Genomic DNA, 14,916 nt, shown 5'->3' on the forward strand with positions numbered 1-14,916 from the left:
TCATAGAAATCCGAATGAAAATAATAATGATAACTTCATAATTGAAGACTAGCAAGCGTGCAGACTTTAAGTCTGACAACCAAATCTATGGACTTTCAGTCCATAGTGGTTTAGTTAACAATTCATCGTAGATGAATGAAAAATCCATCAAATCGTTAATTTTTCTCAAAAGATTATTCTTTGGAATAATTAAATCATATAACGAAGAATGCTCGCTAAACGCTATTGTTTGTTGCTGTACTAACATCTGAAAACCCTTATAATTACAGCTAAATATACGAAAAAAGGAGCAGAAAAACTTCGTTCTCTACTCCTTTTTTTAATAGTTTATTCGAAAAAAGACTTTTTCAGCGCCCTCTCTTTCGACTGGTGTTTTTGTAAAATTTAAAAGTTCTCGATACATTTTTTGTTCCATTTCATTCCGCAAAATCCCGAAGCGTCGGGACGAACTGACGAACTTTGCTTACTCCACTAATTCGGTCTGGTTTCTAAAAACCAACTCGCCATTAAAAGCATCCAAAAGAATAATACTGTCAGTTTTGATATTGCCGGCAAGAATTTCTTTAGACAATTTATTCAAAACATCTCTTTGAATCACTCTTTTCACGGGTCTCGCTCCAAATTGCGGATCATATCCTTTCTCGGATAAATAGGCAATGGCTTCCGCAGTGGCATCCATGGTAATCCCTTGCTGTGCCAGCATTTTGGTCACGCTTTTTAGTTGCAAACCTACTATTTGAGCAATATTTTCACTGGTAAGCGGCGTGAACATTACAATTTCATCAATACGGTTTATGAATTCCGGGCGAACCGTTTGTTTCAACAATCCAAGAACTTCTACTTTGGCCAATTCAGTTGCGGCTTCGACGCTTCCTTTTAGGTTCTCGAATTTCTCCTGAATAATTTGGCTTCCCATATTAGAAGTCATGATGATAATTGTGTTTTTAAAATCAGCCAAACGCCCTTTGTTATCTGTCAAACGTCCTTCATCCAAGACTTGTAGCAAGATGTTAAACGTGTCCGGATGCGCTTTTTCAATCTCATCCAATAAGATTACGGAATACGGTTTTCTACGAACCGCTTCGGTCAATTGTCCGCCTTCATCATAACCCACATATCCCGGAGGCGCACCAACCAAGCGGCTCACGCTGTGGCGTTCTTGGTATTCGCTCATGTCGATACGGGTCATCGCATTTTCATCGTCAAACAGGTATTCGGCCAAGGCTTTCGCCAATTCTGTTTTACCAACTCCCGTAGTTCCAAGGAAAAGAAACGTTCCCACCGGTTTTTTCATATCCTGTAATCCGGCACGGCTTCTGCGCACGGCATCACTTACCGCCTGAATCGCTTCTTCCTGTCCTACGACTCTGTTATGCAATTCATCTTCCAGTTTCAATAGTTTTTCCCGTTCTCCCTGAAGCATTTTCATTACCGGAATTCCAGTCCATTTGGCAACCACTTCGGCAATATCTTCACGAGTAACTTCTTCTTTTATCAACGAAGTTCCCGCTTGATTTTCCTGTAATTCTTTTAGTAAAATGTCTAAACGCTCTTGGGCTTCTTTGATTTTTCCATAACGAATTTCGGCTACTTTTCCATAATCGCCTTCACGTTCGGCACGTTCTGCTTCATATTTGAAGTCTTCAATTTCGGTTTTTACTGCTTGAATATTATCGACTACATCTTTCTCTGATTTCCATTTGGCGTAGATTTCGTTGCGATCTTCTTTTAGGTTCGCCAAATCCATACCCAAAACTTTGAGTTTGCTTTCGTCTTTTTCTCGTTTAATCGCTTCAATTTCAATTTCCAACTGCATGATTTTTCGATCCAAAACATCCAATTCTTCGGGTTTCGAATTGATTTCCATACGCAGTTTTGAAGCTGCTTCATCCATTAAATCGATGGCTTTGTCCGGAAGAAAACGATTGGTGATATAGCGCTGTGATAATTCAACAGCGGCAATAATAGCGTCGTCTTTGATTTGGACTTTATGATGTGTTTCGTATTTTTCTTTGATTCCACGTAAAATCGAAATAGCACTTTCAGTATCCGGTTCTTCGACCATTATTTTTTGGAAACGTCTTTCAAGTGCTTTGTCTTTTTCAAAATATTTTTGATATTCGTCTAAAGTTGTTGCTCCAATAGCGCGCAGTTCGCCACGAGCCAACGCCGGTTTCAGAATATTGGCCGCATCCATAGCGCCTTCACCACCTCCGGCTCCCACCAGTGTATGGATTTCGTCAATGAATAAAACAATATCGCCTTCGGCAGAAGTCACCTCTTTAACCACGGATTTTAATCGTTCTTCAAATTCCCCTTTGTATTTGGCACCGGCAATTAGCGCTCCCATATCAAGCGAATAAACGATTTTATCTTTCAAATTGTCAGGAACATCTCCATCGACAATTCGATGTGCTAAACCTTCGGCGATGGCGGTTTTTCCGACTCCGGGTTCTCCAACCAACATGGGGTTATTTTTGGTTCTTCGTGTTAGAATTTGCAATACTCTGCGAATTTCCTCGTCACGACCAATTACTGGATCGAGTTTACCGGTGCGGGCTAATTCGTTCAGATTTTTGGCATATTTATTTAAAGAATTATAGGTTTCTTCAGCAGATGCCGAAGTCACTCGTTCTCCTTTTCGCAATTCGTCGATAGCGGCTTTTAGTCCTTTTTCGGTAACGCCTTGGTCTTTTAGGATTTGGGCAACTTTACTTTTGGAACCAAATATGGCTAAAATTAAATGTTCCACAGAAACGAATTCATCATTCATTTTTTTTGCGATAATCTCCGCTTCGTTCAGCGTTGAATTTGCAGTTCTGGAAAGCATAATTTCGCCGCCGGAAACTTTCGGGAAGCTTTGTATCGTGCTGTCTATTATTTGTTCTAATAAACTCACATTTACGTTCAGTTTCTTCAATATAAAAGGAGCTACATTTTCATCTACTTCAAAAATAGCCTTGAAAATATGTTCATTTTCTATTTGTTGTTGCCCGTGGCTTTGTGCCAATTGTTGGGAAAGCTGAATGGCTTCCTGGGATTTGATTGTAAATTTATTTATGTTCATGATGGTATATTGTTTTGTTGTTATTTGACTAACTTTGCGAATTATATTCAATATATATTCCAATACAATAATACAGACAAATTGACGGAAATTTCATGATTTTTATCATATTTCAAAGTCAAAATGTCTTAAAATAAGACAATTATGAGTTTTTTTAAAAATATTTTTAATAGTTCAGACGACAAGGATTTAAAAGAAAGCAAAATCAACTGGAATGAACTAACCGATTTAGGGCAACTGAATGAAATTATTTTCGTTTCGAATGAAAAACCGGTAGCAATTTTTAAACACAGTACCCGATGCAGCGTAAGTAGGATGGCACTGAAACAGTTTGAAAATGAGTTTAATAACTCAGATAAAGTTACGCCTTATTTTTTAGATTTAATAGCGTATCGCGATATTTCTAATGCCATTGCTGATCGTTTTGGAGTTACCCATCAATCCCCACAATTGATAGTAATTAAAGAAGGAAAAGCCATTTACAATGTTTCGCATAGCGATATTGATGCGGAAGAATTGATGGGAAAGGTTTAAATTAATCTTTGTCAAAGTTCGAAACTTTGACAAAGGTTTTAATATAGTTTTTTGGGGTAATATTCCAAATAAAAAAATCCATTCGTTTAAATGAATGGATTTTTTTGTAACAACTATTTTGGTTTTGAATTAATAAGAATCGTTCATTTTCTTTTTTATGGCATCCAAACAAAGGTTATTGATGCTTCCTTCATGCGTATGCTTGGTTTCTTTTGGAGATTGAAATGTGCCATTTTCCAGTTGTTCTGCAACGGCTTTATAGGCATCTCTAAAAGGCAGACCGGCAACAACCATTTCGTTTAAGGAATCTACCGTAAACAAATAATCGTATTTTTTATCGTCCAGAATGTGTTCTTTTACTTTAATGTCTTTAATAGCAAAAATAGCGATATCCAAACAGGCTTTTAAGTTTTGAATCGCTGGAAACAATCCTTCTTTCAAAAGTTGCAAATCTCTGTGATAACCACTTGGTAGGTTGTTGGTAATTAAAGTGATTTCGTATGGTAACGCTTGAATTTTGTTGCATTTTCCACGAATTAATTCAAAAACATCCGGGTTTTTCTTGTGTGGCATAATGCTCGAACCTGTTGTAAGATGCGAAGGCAAAGTGATAAAATCAAAATTCTGGCTCATATACAAACAAACATCCATCGAGAATTTTGATAGGGTAGCAGCAACGCTGCTCATAGCAAAAGCAACTGTTTTTTCTGATTTTCCACGGCTCATTTGTGCCGCAACCGAATTGAATTTTAAGGTTTCAAAACCTAATTCTTGCGTTGTAAACGTTCTGTTGATAGGAAACGAACTTCCGTAACCTGCGGCCGAACCTAATGGATTCTGGTCTACAATTTTTAAAGCTGCATTTAGCATCGTTACATCATCAATTAAACTTTCGGCGTAAGCGGAAAACCACATTCCGAAAGAAGAGGGCATCGCAATTTGAAGGTGCGTGTAACCTGGTAACAAAACATTTTGATGTTTTTCTGCTGATTCCATCAGCAAATCAAAAAGGCTTTTTACTTGTTCTTTTAGTTCTTTAAGGACGTCTTTTAGATATAAATTAACGTCTACCAAAACCTGGTCGTTACGGGAACGAGCCGTGTGAATTTTTTTTCCGGCATCGCCTAGTTTTACCGTTAACAGGTATTCGATTTTGGAATGTACGTCTTCAAAACTGTCTTCGATTTCGAATTTTCCGTTTTCAACAGCTGCAATAATTTCTTCTAATGCCAAAACCAAAGAAACGGTTTCGGAGTCTGTTAAAAGACCGATTTGACCTAGCATTTTTGCATGTGCAATAGAGCCTAAGGCGTCATATTTTGCTAGAACTAAATCCAGTTCTCTGTCGTTTCCAACGGTAAAATGTTCGATTTGCTTATCTGTTGGTATTCCTTTTTCCCAAAGTTTCATAATTATACTTTTTTGGTTGTTCGTGTTGTTGTGTCTTTTTGGTTTTGTTTTTATCGATTTAACTGACAGGGACATACATGACCGTCACTTCGAGTGTTTTTGGCTTGATTCAATCTGTTTAAAAAGATACATTCATTAAGCCAAAAATGTATCGAGAAGCCTTGTTACCAGCAACGTTCTCGATATGATTTTTAAAGTGGAAAGTTTCGTTTAATAAAGAAAACTTGTGGACTTTAAAAATCTACTCGAACTGACGATCGGTAAATTATAATTAATTCCAATATTATTTTTTAGCCCCGATTACTTCACTTAATTTCCATTTTCAGCGGAGTTCAGTGAACTTCGTTTGTAGTGTAAATCCTTTTTTGAGGCGATTTTTCTTCGCCTCAAAAAAGATTGCAACGTATAGCGGGATTAGCTCCTGAAAATAATCAGGATCAATCCAAATTATTTTATTGTTTGAAAAAATCAGTCAGTATTTTGATATACAATTGAATTCCTTCTTCTATTTCGTTTATAAATATAAATTCGTCTGCCGAGTGCGACCGCAGGGTTTCTCCTGGTCCTAATTTCAAGGATTGACAACTCAAAACCGATTGATCCGACAGTGTAGGCGAGCCGTACGTTGTTCTTCCCAGTGCGATTCCGGCTTGCACCAAACCATGAGAAACAGGAATTGATGACGCATTCAAATGCATCGAACGAGGATTGACTTCAGCAGTCAGATGTTTTCTTACGGTATCTAAAATTTCCTGATTGTTATAGCAATCATTCACCCTGATATCGATAACCAAATGACATTCGGCAGGAACTACATTGTGTTGTTTTCCGGCGTTAATTTGCGTTACAGTCATTTTTACAGGTCCTAAAACGGCAGATATTTTTTCGAATTGATAGCTGTTAAACCATTCAATAACGGGTATCGCATTGTAAATAGGATTGTCCGGATTGTTATGCGCGGCGTGACTTGCAGTACCTTTTACGATGACATCGAGTACCAATAAACCTTTTTCGGCTACGGCCAATTGCATCAAAGTAGGTTCACCAACAATGGCACATTCCAGTTCCGGTAAATGTTTCAGTACGCTGTTTAATCCATTTTTCCCGCTGCTTTCTTCTTCGGCTGAAGCTACCATCACGATATTGTAAGGCAGCTTTTCATTCGGATAAAAATGAACAAAAGTGGCTAAAAGAGAAACCAAACAGCCGCCGGCATCATTGCTTCCCAATCCGAATAATTTGCCGTCTTTTACGATGGCTTCAAAAGGATCATTGGTATACCCTTGGTTAGGTTTTACGGTATCGTGATGCGAATTGAGTAATAATGTTGGTTTAGTCTTGTCAAAATATTTATTGTAAGCCCAAACATTATTATTATCTCTCTCGAAAGGAATGTTATTTTGTGTAAACCAATTTTCGATTAAAAGTGCTGTTTTGTCTTCTTCACTTGAAAATGAAGGTGTTTCAATCAGTGCTTTTAATAGCGCAATGGCTTCTTGTGTAAGGATTTCTATACTCTTCATATTTTATTTGCCACAAAGGCGCTATTTTTTTGCCACGAAGACACAAAGGCACAAATTTTTTAGTTATTTTTAATACAAAGACATGAATTATTTAAGTCTCTTTTGAGATGATTTCTTTGTGGCAATTTTCAATTCGTGTAAATTTGTGAAATTCGTGTTTAACTTTTATAGTTCTATACTCGTGTACAATGCCGTCTTGTCTTGCAACATCCGGTGATGACCAATTTTTATTTTTTGAACTCCCTTGGACAAACTATTGAAACAGTTGTCTAATTTAGGAATCATGCCTGAATGTATCGCTTTTTCGGCTTTTAATTTGGAATATAATTCTTGATTTATGGTTGAAATTACTGAAGAATCGTCTTCGGCATCATATAAAACACCAGACTTTTCAAAGCAATAATTCAAAGTTACATCAAAAACTTCCGATAAAGCAATCGCCAATTCACTGGCAATAGTATCCGCATTCGTATTTAATAATTGTCCTTTTCCATCGTGTGTTATCGCACAAAATACTGGAACTATACCATTTGAAAGTAACGTTTCCAATAATTTTGTATTCACTTTTTTCACATCGCCCACAAAACCATAATTGATTGTAGGGTGGTTTCTTTTTTCTGATTGGATTAAATTCCCATCAGCACCAGAAAAACCCATCGCATTTGTGGAATTTGCTTGTAATTGGGCAACGATGCTTTTGTTGATTTGACCTGCATAAATCATCACAACTACGTCAAGCATAGCAGCATCGGTAATACGTCGTCCGTCAATCATTTGAGGAACTAAACCAATGCTTTCAGCCATTTTGGTAGCTGATTTTCCTCCGCCATGAACGAGTATTTTATACCCTTCAATTTTAGAAAAATCAGATAAAAACTGTGATAATTCCGTTGGGTTATCAATAATATTTCCTCCAATTTTTAGTATCGTTACCGGTTTTTTATTTTCCATTTTCCAATATTTTTTGCAACACTAATTGCGCTGCATAGGTTCTATTATTGGCTTGTTCGATAACAATTGAATTTTCGCTGTCGATTACTTCATCAGTAACAATTACATTACGTCTTACAGGCAAACAGTGCATAAATTTAGCATTATTTGTCAGTTTCATTTTATCGGCAGTTATAGTCCAATTTGGGTCGGAATTAGTAATTTGACCATAATCGTTATAATTGCTCCAGTTTTTGGCATAAATAAAATCGGCGTTTTCAAAAGCTTTATTCTGGTCGTATTCAATCTTGGAATCTTTTGTGATTTCAGGATTCAATTCATACCCTTCCGGATGCGTAATGACAAAATCTGCATCTTGCAATTGCATCATTTGCACGAAGGAATTGGGAACAGCTTGTGGTAGTGCTCTGGGATGTGGTGCCCAAGTCAAAACTACTTTTGGTCTGTGTTTCGTTTTGTGTTCTGCCATCGTAATCGCATCGGCTAGCGATTGTAATGGATGTCCTGTGGCACTTTCCATATTAACAATTGGCACAGTAGCGTATTTCAAAAACCCGGAAAGTACGATTTCGGCATTGTCTTTTTCTTTGTCTGCAAGTCCGGCAAAAGCTCTGATGGCAATAATATCGCAATATTGAGAAACAACTGCTGCCGCTTCTTTGATGTGTTCCGAAGCACCAGAGTTCATGATAGCTCCGTCTTCAAACTCCAATGTCCAACCTTCGCTGGTAAAATTCATTACCATGACGTTCATTCCTAAATTCAAAGCCGCTTTTTGTGTACTCAAACGGGTTCTTAAACTGGAATTAAAAAACAACATTCCCAAGGTTTTGTTTTTACCCAGTTTTTTGTTTTTAAGTGGTTTTTTCTTAATTTTTAATGCTTGTTTCACCCATTTGTTGAGCGAATCGATGTTTTGTATGGAGATATAGTTCATTGTAGTTATGAATTATGAATTATGAATTATGAATTGTCCAAAAATCTAACAATCTAAAAATCCAATATTCGAATTAAATTATTTTAGTAAAAGGTATTTCGTTTTTTAAAGCCTTCAAAATAAAGTTGTCTTCCAAGCCATTGATAATCCAGGTTTCGATATTGGCAGCTTTGGCAATTGCCGAAGCTTCTATTTTAGATTGCATTCCACCAGTTCCGTGCGAGGATTTAGAATCGCCAATCTCTTTTTCCAATACTTTTAAATCGGTTACCAAAGAAATGGTTTCAGGAATTGCATCATTGATGGATGATTTAGTGTAAATCCCGTTCGTATTGGTAGCAATAATCAGAATGTCAACATTTAATAAAACGGCTGTTAAAGCGGCTAATTTATCATTGTCTCCAAACTGAATCTCATCCGTTGCCACGGTATCATTTTCATTGATGATAGGAATATAATTGTTTTTGACCAACACATTGATTGTGTTTACGATATTTACTTTGGCTTGCTCTTTTTCGAAATCAGAATAAGAAAGCAAACATTGTGAAATCAGTAATCCTAAATCACTGAAATTTTCATGATAAATCCGCATCAAATGAGGCTGGCCAATTGAAGCCAACGCTTGTTTAACAAAAACATCTTTATCTTGACTTTCCAGTTTTACAAATTGTTTGGCCGCAGCAATGGCACCGGAACTGACAATTACAAATTCATAATCGTCTTTCAGTGCCGCGATTTGCATACCAATATCTTCAATCTTTCCTCTCGAAATATGATTGGTTTCTTTGGTTAATGTATTGCTTCCTAACTTTAATAAAATTCTTTTTTTACCTGATTTGTCCATTCCCGTAAATATACCACTTATTAGTAACTAAATGTTGCAAACCAATTGGTCCACGTTGGTGTAATTTGTCCGTGCTTATTGCCAATTCGCCACCTAAGCCAAATTGTCCTCCATCAGTGAATCGGGTAGAGGCATTTTGATAAACGGCTGCGGTATCTACATTTTCCATGAATTCCTGGGCAATTGTATCATTTTTTGTGATTATGGAAGCCGAATGTCCACCACAATATTTATTTATTTTGTCGATCGCTTCTTGATTTGAATTGGTTGTTCCAATAACAATTTTGTAATCTAAAAACTCTTCGTGCCAAATTAAATCCGATTCGATCTGAGGAACGTTTGTCACTCTTGAAATACTTTCATCTCCCAAAACGGTTACGTTTCTTTGTTGTAATTCCTGAACTATATTTGTAGCAAAAGCTTCCCAATTTTCAAGATTTGTATCAATTAAAACTTTATCTAAAGCATTACAAACAGATATGTTTGAGGTTTTTCCGTTAATAATAATGTCAAGTGCTTTTTTTAAATCAGCTTCCTTATTTACATACACAAAATTATTTCCTCGACCACTTATTATTACTGGGCAAGTGGCGTGTTTTTTTACAAAAGCAATCAATTTCTCGCCACCACGAGGAACAATTAAATCTACTTTTTGTGTTGGTTTCTCTAAAAATGCCTGCGTTTCTTCCCGATTGTAATTCAAGTATTCCACCCATTCTGTAGAAATATTGTTTTCTTTTAAAGCTTGATGCCACAATTCCACAATTTTCAAGTTGGATTGTAAGGATTCTTTTCCGCCTTTCAGCAAAATTTTATTTCCGGATTTAAAAGCGATTCCGCCAGCTTCAACAGTAACATCGGGTCTGGATTCATAAATAATCATTATGGTTCCAAAAGCCGCTGTTTTATTGATAATTTTCATTCCGTTTTCATGGTCGAAATTAAAACGCTCTACGCCAATGGGATCTTCTTGACTTGCTAATTGCTGCATAGATAAAATCATACCGTCAATTTTGACATCATCAACCAGTAAACGTTTTTCCATGGCCAAGTCATCTCCAGAATAATTATTTAAATCCTGTTGATTTACAGTTTTAAGGTTGGCTCTTTCTTCTTCAAGAAGTTCGGCCATACGGCTTAAAACTGAATTTCGTTTTTCTATTGGTAATAAATGGCTCATTGTTTTTGGTTAGTGGTTAATGACAAAATAACAAAATTAATATTCAAACCATATAAGAAATATAAGTTCATTTAAGCTTGTTTGAACATTGATTTATATGTCCTTATATTTCTTATATGGTTGAATTAATTTAAAATCAAACGAATTACAATTTTAATTCAGCCAATGTTTCTTTTAAAGCTATAATAAAGGTATCGATTGCTTCCTTGTTGATTGTCAATGGTGGAAGAATTCTTAATAAGTTTTTATTATTTGCATTTCCCGTAAAAATATGTTTGTCAATAATCATTTTTTTACGAAGCGTACTTACGTCAAAATCAAATTCTACACCGAGCATTAATCCTCTTCCTTTTACTTTAATAACTTCAGGAACTTGTTTGATTGCTTCTAAAAAATAGGCATAAACGTCATTTACGTTATCCATTAATTTTTGGCTTTCGATCACATCCAAAACAGCAATTCCAGCAGCACAAGCCAAATGGTTTCCGCCAAAAGTAGTTCCCAAAAGTCCATAACTGGCTGTGAATTTTGGAGAAATTAGTATTCCTCCAATTGGAAATCCGTTACCCATTCCTTTAGCAAGTGAAATAATATCCGCTTTAATTCCGTGATGTTGGTGGGCGAAAAACTTTCCGCTTCTTCCGTAACCTGATTGCACTTCGTCTAAAATCAGAACGACATCGTATGCTGCACATATTTTTTCCAATGCTTGGAAAAATTCCGGAGTACCTTGGTCTAAACCGCCAACACCTTGAATTCCTTCGATAATAACAGAAGAAACATCACCTTTTTTTAGTTCTTCTTCTACCAACTCGATGTTATTCAATGGTAAAAAAGTAACGATTTGTTGTGCATTGATTGGCGCAACAATTTTTTTGTTATCTGTAACCGCAACTGCTGCAGAAGTTCTTCCGTGAAAGGAATTATCAAAAGCAATTACTCTTGTTTTATTGTTGTGAAAAGAGGCTAATTTTAAAGCATTTTCATTGGCTTCAGCTCCAGAACTGCATAAGAATAGCGTGTACTCTTCCAATCCTGAAAGTTTTCCTAATTTGGCTGCTAGTTCTACTTGCAATGGATTCTGTATCGCATTGGAATAAAAACCAATGTTGTCCAATTGATTTTTTAATTTGGCAACATAATCCGGTTGGGTGTGTCCGATGGAAATTACTCCATGACCACCATATAAATCTAAATATTCTACTCCTTTTTCATCTGTAATAGTGCAATCTAGTGCTTTTACAGGAGTGATGTTGTATAATGGGTAAACGTCAAATAAGTTCATAATAATCCTCCCCCTAACCCCCTCCGAAGGAGGGGGAATAAAAACTTACAACGGGGGGTGTTGTTTCTATATTTATACTATTTTTCGCATTTCAACTCCCTTCCCTTCGGGGAGGGTTGGGGAGGGGATTAAAATCCGCTTGGTTTCAAATGCAATCCTGTGGTTTCATCCAGTCCAAACATTAAATTCATGTTTTGAATGGCTTGTCCTGAGGCTCCTTTTGTTAAATTATCAATTACTGAGGTAATCAATAACCGATTTCCTTTTTTCATTAAACTAATGATACACTTGTTCGTTTGAATCACTTGTTTCATGTTGATTCCAGTGGTAGTGACAGTTACAAAAGGTTGGTCTTTGTAAAAAGCTTTGTATTTTGCAACCACATCTTCCAGACTTTCTTCGATTGTTGTGTATAATGTTGCAAAAATTCCTCTGGCAAAATCACCTCTGTTTGGTACAAAAATCAATTCGTCTTTATAATTCGATTGTAATTGGTTTACACTTTGGTTTATTTCACCCAAATGTTGGTGTTCAAAAGCTTTATAATGCGACATATTATTCGATCTCCAACTAAAATGCGTCGTTTCCGAAGGCGTAACTCCGGCTCCCGTGCTTCCGGTTGTGGCATTGATATGAACGTCAGTAGTAAGCATTTCGTTTTTAGCCAATGGCAATAATGCCAATTGAATCGCTGTCGCAAAACAACCTGGATTAGCTATAAATTGTGCGTTTTTGATAACTGCTTTGTTCAATTCAGGTAGTCCGTAAACGAAAGTTTTACTATTAAAATCTTTGTCTTTGATCAATCTGAAATCATTTCCTAAATCGATAATTTTGGTATGACTTGCAAATTGATTTTGCTCTAAAAATGATTTCGATTTACCATGACCTAAACACAAGAAAACAACATTCACATTCGGATTCACGGTATCAGTAAAATTCATTTCGATATCGCCCATCAAATCATGATGCGCAACCGATAGTGGTTTTCCAGCATTGGTAGTACTGTACACAAAATCAATCGTTGCATTAGGATGATACATCAATATTCTGATGAGTTCCCCCGCAGTGTAACCCGAACCGCCAATTATTCCAACATTAATCATAATCAAGATGGTTTACAGATGAAAATATGTTTTGGGCATTTCCCAGAATTTTAATAAATCCTTTGGCATCGTCTGATGTCCAAGCGTTGTTCATTTCTCCGTATTGACCAAATCCAGTGTTCATTAAATCATTTTCAGATTCAATTCCATCAAGCGAAAAGTGATAGGGTTTCAAAGAAACTGTTACCGTTCCATTTACCGTTTTTTGAGTGTCTTCCAGGAAAGTTTCGATGTTTCTCATCACAGGATCAAGAAATTGACCTTCATGAAACAACATTCCGTACCAGTTTCCCAGTTGTTCTTTCCAGTATTGTTGCCATTTTCCAAGCGTATGTTTCTCTAATAAATGGTGTGCTTTGATGATAATTAAAGGAGCAGCGGCTTCAAAACCAACTCTTCCTTTAATTCCGATTATCGTGTCACCAACATGAATATCTCTACCAATTGCATAAGCACTGGCTAATTTTTCAAGAGTAACAATGTTTTTTACCGGAGTGTTCATTTTATTGTTGATTCCAACCAATTCCCCTTTTTTAAAATGCAAAGTCACTTTTTCTTCGCCTTCTTTTTGCAATTGTGAAGGATAAGCTTCGCTTGGAAGTGGAAGGTTTGAAGTCAATGTTTCTTTTCCTCCAACACTAGTTCCCCACAATCCTTTATTGATGGAGTATTGTGCTTTTTCCCAAGAATATTCTACGCCATTCGCTTGTAAATAGGCTACTTCTTCTTGTCTTGATAATTTCAAATCTCTAATAGGTGTGATAATCTCAATTTCGGGAGCAATGGTTTGAAAAATTAGATCAAAACGGATTTGGTCATTTCCTGCACCGGTACTTCCGTGGGCGATTGCGTTTGCACCTACTTTTTTGGCATATTTAATAGCTTCCATAGCTTGAAAAACACGCTCAGCACTCACAGATAGAGGATACGTATTATTTTTTAATACATTTCCATAAATCAAATATTTAATGGCTTTATCGTAATATTTATCAACGATAGTAAGATTTGCATGTTGTGCACTTCCTAATTCGTAGGCTCTTTCTTCAATAGCGGATAGTTCAGCTTCATCAAATCCACCTGTGTTAATTAGTACAGTATGTACTTCGTATCCATGTTTGTTTTTTAAATATTTCAAACAATATGAGGTATCTAATCCTCCACTATAAGCTAATACAACTTTTTTCATGATATTTAGTTTTTTCCTCCCCCAGCCCCCTCCGAAGGAGGGGGAGGCATTACGCAAAGGGTGTGTTTTAATTTATATTTCTTTTTTTAAATTGATTCTTTTTCTAGTTTTTTCCGAACTCCCCGCCACGGTGGGGTTGGGGATTATTTTTTTAAAAATAGGGCTTCTTTAATTGATTTTAATCTATTTAACACTCTGACATTAAACGGATGTTTAGGCGGATCTTTAGGTTTTTCTTTTGGATCATAAAGCATTCCGGTACACAAACACATTTTGTTGTCTTTACTTTTTAGGATTTCGTAATTGGTGCACGTTTGGCATCCTTTCCAAAAACTTGGATCGCTTGTAAGTTCTGAAAAAGGAACAGGTTTGTATCCCAAATCTGAATTGATTTTCATTACAGCCAAACCAGTAGTGATTCCAAATACTTTAGCATCTGGATATTTTTCTAATGAATAATCAAATACTTTTGATTTGATTTTTTTGGCTAATCCTAAATTTCTGTAATCAGGGTGTACAATCAACCCAGAATGTGCGACAAACTTTCCGTGTTGCCAACTTTCGATATAGCAAAAACCAGCAAATTTGCCATTGTCTAATGCAATGACAGCATCTTTGCTTTCCATCTTTTTTTGGATGTATTCAGGAGTTCTTTTAGCAATCCCAGTACCTCTCAATAAGGCAGATGATTCAATAGTATCGCATATTTCCTGCGAATACTTATAATGTTCTTCCTGAGTTACAATGATAGAAATGTTCATTTCAAGAGATTATTTTGAGTTAAAAAATGAGTTGGATTCAAGTTTTGAAAAACAAGAGTTATACCAATCAATTAAAATAGATGTAAAAAAAGACATTGACCATGAGCATAGCGTTGTGTAGGCTAATGAACA

Annotated in this window: 13 protein-coding genes; 1 reads left to right on the forward strand and 12 read right to left on the reverse strand. The window is 36.2% G+C overall.

Annotation, left to right across the window (positions count from 1 at the left end; genetic code table 11):
- Positions 1-85 precede the first annotated feature (85 nt).
- Positions 86-247: a hypothetical protein gene (locus ACNO7W_RS13835; RefSeq protein ID WP_417938635.1), complete on the reverse strand. Its 162-nt coding sequence runs from the start codon at positions 245-247 to the stop codon at positions 86-88.
- A 216-nt stretch (positions 248-463) separates the two neighbouring features.
- The gene (gene clpB, locus ACNO7W_RS13840) at positions 464-3,067 is read right to left on the reverse strand and encodes an ATP-dependent chaperone ClpB (protein ID WP_417938578.1); all 2,604 of its coding nucleotides are present in this window, start codon (positions 3,065-3,067) and stop codon (positions 464-466) included.
- Between the two features lie 144 nt (positions 3,068-3,211).
- On the opposite strand from clpB, the gene ytxJ reads away from it, so the two are divergent.
- Positions 3,212-3,601: a bacillithiol system redox-active protein YtxJ gene (ytxJ, locus tag ACNO7W_RS13845; RefSeq protein WP_417938579.1), complete on the forward strand. Its 390-nt coding sequence runs from the start codon at positions 3,212-3,214 to the stop codon at positions 3,599-3,601.
- Positions 3,602-3,730: 129 nt separating this feature from the next.
- On the opposite strand, the gene argH is transcribed toward ytxJ, so the two are convergent.
- The 10 genes from argH to ACNO7W_RS13895 all read right to left on the reverse strand — a co-directional run bounded on the left by argH (position 3,731) and on the right by ACNO7W_RS13895 (position 14,784).
- A complete protein-coding gene (argH, locus tag ACNO7W_RS13850; RefSeq protein ID WP_417938580.1) occupies positions 3,731-5,011 on the reverse strand; it encodes an argininosuccinate lyase in 1,281 nt (426 codons plus the stop codon).
- A 452-nt stretch (positions 5,012-5,463) separates the two neighbouring features.
- A complete protein-coding gene (locus ACNO7W_RS13855; RefSeq protein WP_417938581.1) occupies positions 5,464-6,534 on the reverse strand; it encodes a M20 family metallo-hydrolase in 1,071 nt (356 codons plus the stop codon).
- A 165-nt stretch (positions 6,535-6,699) separates the two neighbouring features.
- On the reverse strand, positions 6,700-7,485 hold the full coding sequence (gene argB / locus ACNO7W_RS13860) for an acetylglutamate kinase (protein ID WP_417938582.1): 786 nt from the start codon (positions 7,483-7,485) through the stop codon (positions 6,700-6,702).
- The gene (locus ACNO7W_RS13865; protein WP_417938583.1) at positions 7,475-8,422 is read right to left on the reverse strand and encodes an N-acetylornithine carbamoyltransferase; all 948 of its coding nucleotides are present in this window, start codon (positions 8,420-8,422) and stop codon (positions 7,475-7,477) included. The genes argB and ACNO7W_RS13865 overlap by 11 nt, the downstream gene beginning before the upstream one ends.
- A 73-nt stretch (positions 8,423-8,495) precedes the next feature.
- Positions 8,496-9,266 (reverse strand): glutamate 5-kinase, encoded by a 771-nt coding sequence (gene proB, locus ACNO7W_RS13870; RefSeq protein WP_417938584.1) that lies wholly within the window; start codon positions 9,264-9,266, stop codon positions 8,496-8,498.
- A complete protein-coding gene (locus ACNO7W_RS13875) occupies positions 9,250-10,446 on the reverse strand; it encodes a glutamate-5-semialdehyde dehydrogenase (RefSeq protein ID WP_417938585.1) in 1,197 nt (398 codons plus the stop codon). The genes proB and ACNO7W_RS13875 overlap by 17 nt, the downstream gene beginning before the upstream one ends.
- Before the next feature lie 145 nt (positions 10,447-10,591).
- Positions 10,592-11,731, reverse strand: coding sequence for an aspartate aminotransferase family protein (locus ACNO7W_RS13880; protein ID WP_417938586.1), 1,140 nt, complete (start codon positions 11,729-11,731; stop codon positions 10,592-10,594).
- Between the two features lie 128 nt (positions 11,732-11,859).
- On the reverse strand, positions 11,860-12,837 hold the full coding sequence (argC, locus tag ACNO7W_RS13885) for an N-acetyl-gamma-glutamyl-phosphate reductase (RefSeq protein ID WP_417938587.1): 978 nt from the start codon (positions 12,835-12,837) through the stop codon (positions 11,860-11,862).
- Positions 12,830-14,023: an argininosuccinate synthase gene (locus ACNO7W_RS13890; protein WP_143388236.1), complete on the reverse strand. Its 1,194-nt coding sequence runs from the start codon at positions 14,021-14,023 to the stop codon at positions 12,830-12,832. The genes argC and ACNO7W_RS13890 overlap by 8 nt, the downstream gene beginning before the upstream one ends.
- 143 nt (positions 14,024-14,166) lie before the next feature.
- On the reverse strand, positions 14,167-14,784 hold the full coding sequence (locus tag ACNO7W_RS13895; protein WP_143388235.1) for a GNAT family N-acetyltransferase: 618 nt from the start codon (positions 14,782-14,784) through the stop codon (positions 14,167-14,169).
- Between the last annotated feature and the right edge of the window lie 132 nt (positions 14,785-14,916).

Origin of the sequence: Flavobacterium sp. ZB4R12 (assembly GCF_048276375.1) — a bacterium.
Taxonomy (GTDB): Bacteria; Bacteroidota; Bacteroidia; order Flavobacteriales; family Flavobacteriaceae; genus Flavobacterium; species Flavobacterium gawalongense.

Excerpts from the sequence above, each read along its gene's own strand:
- proB (WP_417938584.1), bottom strand. The coding sequence starts at position 9,266 with ATGGACAAATCAGGTAAAAAAAGAATTTTATTAAAGTTAGGAAGCAAT.
- clpB (WP_417938578.1), bottom strand. The coding sequence starts at position 3,067 with ATGAACATAAATAAATTTACAATCAAATCCCAGGAAGCCATTCAGCTT.
- argH (WP_417938580.1), bottom strand. The coding sequence starts at position 5,011 with ATGAAACTTTGGGAAAAAGGAATACCAACAGATAAGCAAATCGAACAT.
- ACNO7W_RS13875 (WP_417938585.1), bottom strand. The coding sequence starts at position 10,446 with ATGAGCCATTTATTACCAATAGAAAAACGAAATTCAGTTTTAAGCCGT.
- ACNO7W_RS13835 (WP_417938635.1), bottom strand. The coding sequence starts at position 247 with ATGTTAGTACAGCAACAAACAATAGCGTTTAGCGAGCATTCTTCGTTA.
- ytxJ (WP_417938579.1), top strand. The coding sequence starts at position 3,212 with ATGAGTTTTTTTAAAAATATTTTTAATAGTTCAGACGACAAGGATTTA.
- ACNO7W_RS13865 (WP_417938583.1), bottom strand. The coding sequence starts at position 8,422 with ATGAACTATATCTCCATACAAAACATCGATTCGCTCAACAAATGGGTG.
- argB (WP_417938582.1), bottom strand. The coding sequence starts at position 7,485 with ATGGAAAATAAAAAACCGGTAACGATACTAAAAATTGGAGGAAATATT.
- ACNO7W_RS13855 (WP_417938581.1), bottom strand. The coding sequence starts at position 6,534 with ATGAAGAGTATAGAAATCCTTACACAAGAAGCCATTGCGCTATTAAAA.
- ACNO7W_RS13890 (WP_143388236.1), bottom strand. The coding sequence starts at position 14,023 with ATGAAAAAAGTTGTATTAGCTTATAGTGGAGGATTAGATACCTCATAT.
- ACNO7W_RS13895 (WP_143388235.1), bottom strand. The coding sequence starts at position 14,784 with ATGAACATTTCTATCATTGTAACTCAGGAAGAACATTATAAGTATTCG.
- ACNO7W_RS13880 (WP_417938586.1), bottom strand. The coding sequence starts at position 11,731 with ATGAACTTATTTGACGTTTACCCATTATACAACATCACTCCTGTAAAA.
- argC (WP_417938587.1), bottom strand. The coding sequence starts at position 12,837 with ATGATTAATGTTGGAATAATTGGCGGTTCGGGTTACACTGCGGGGGAA.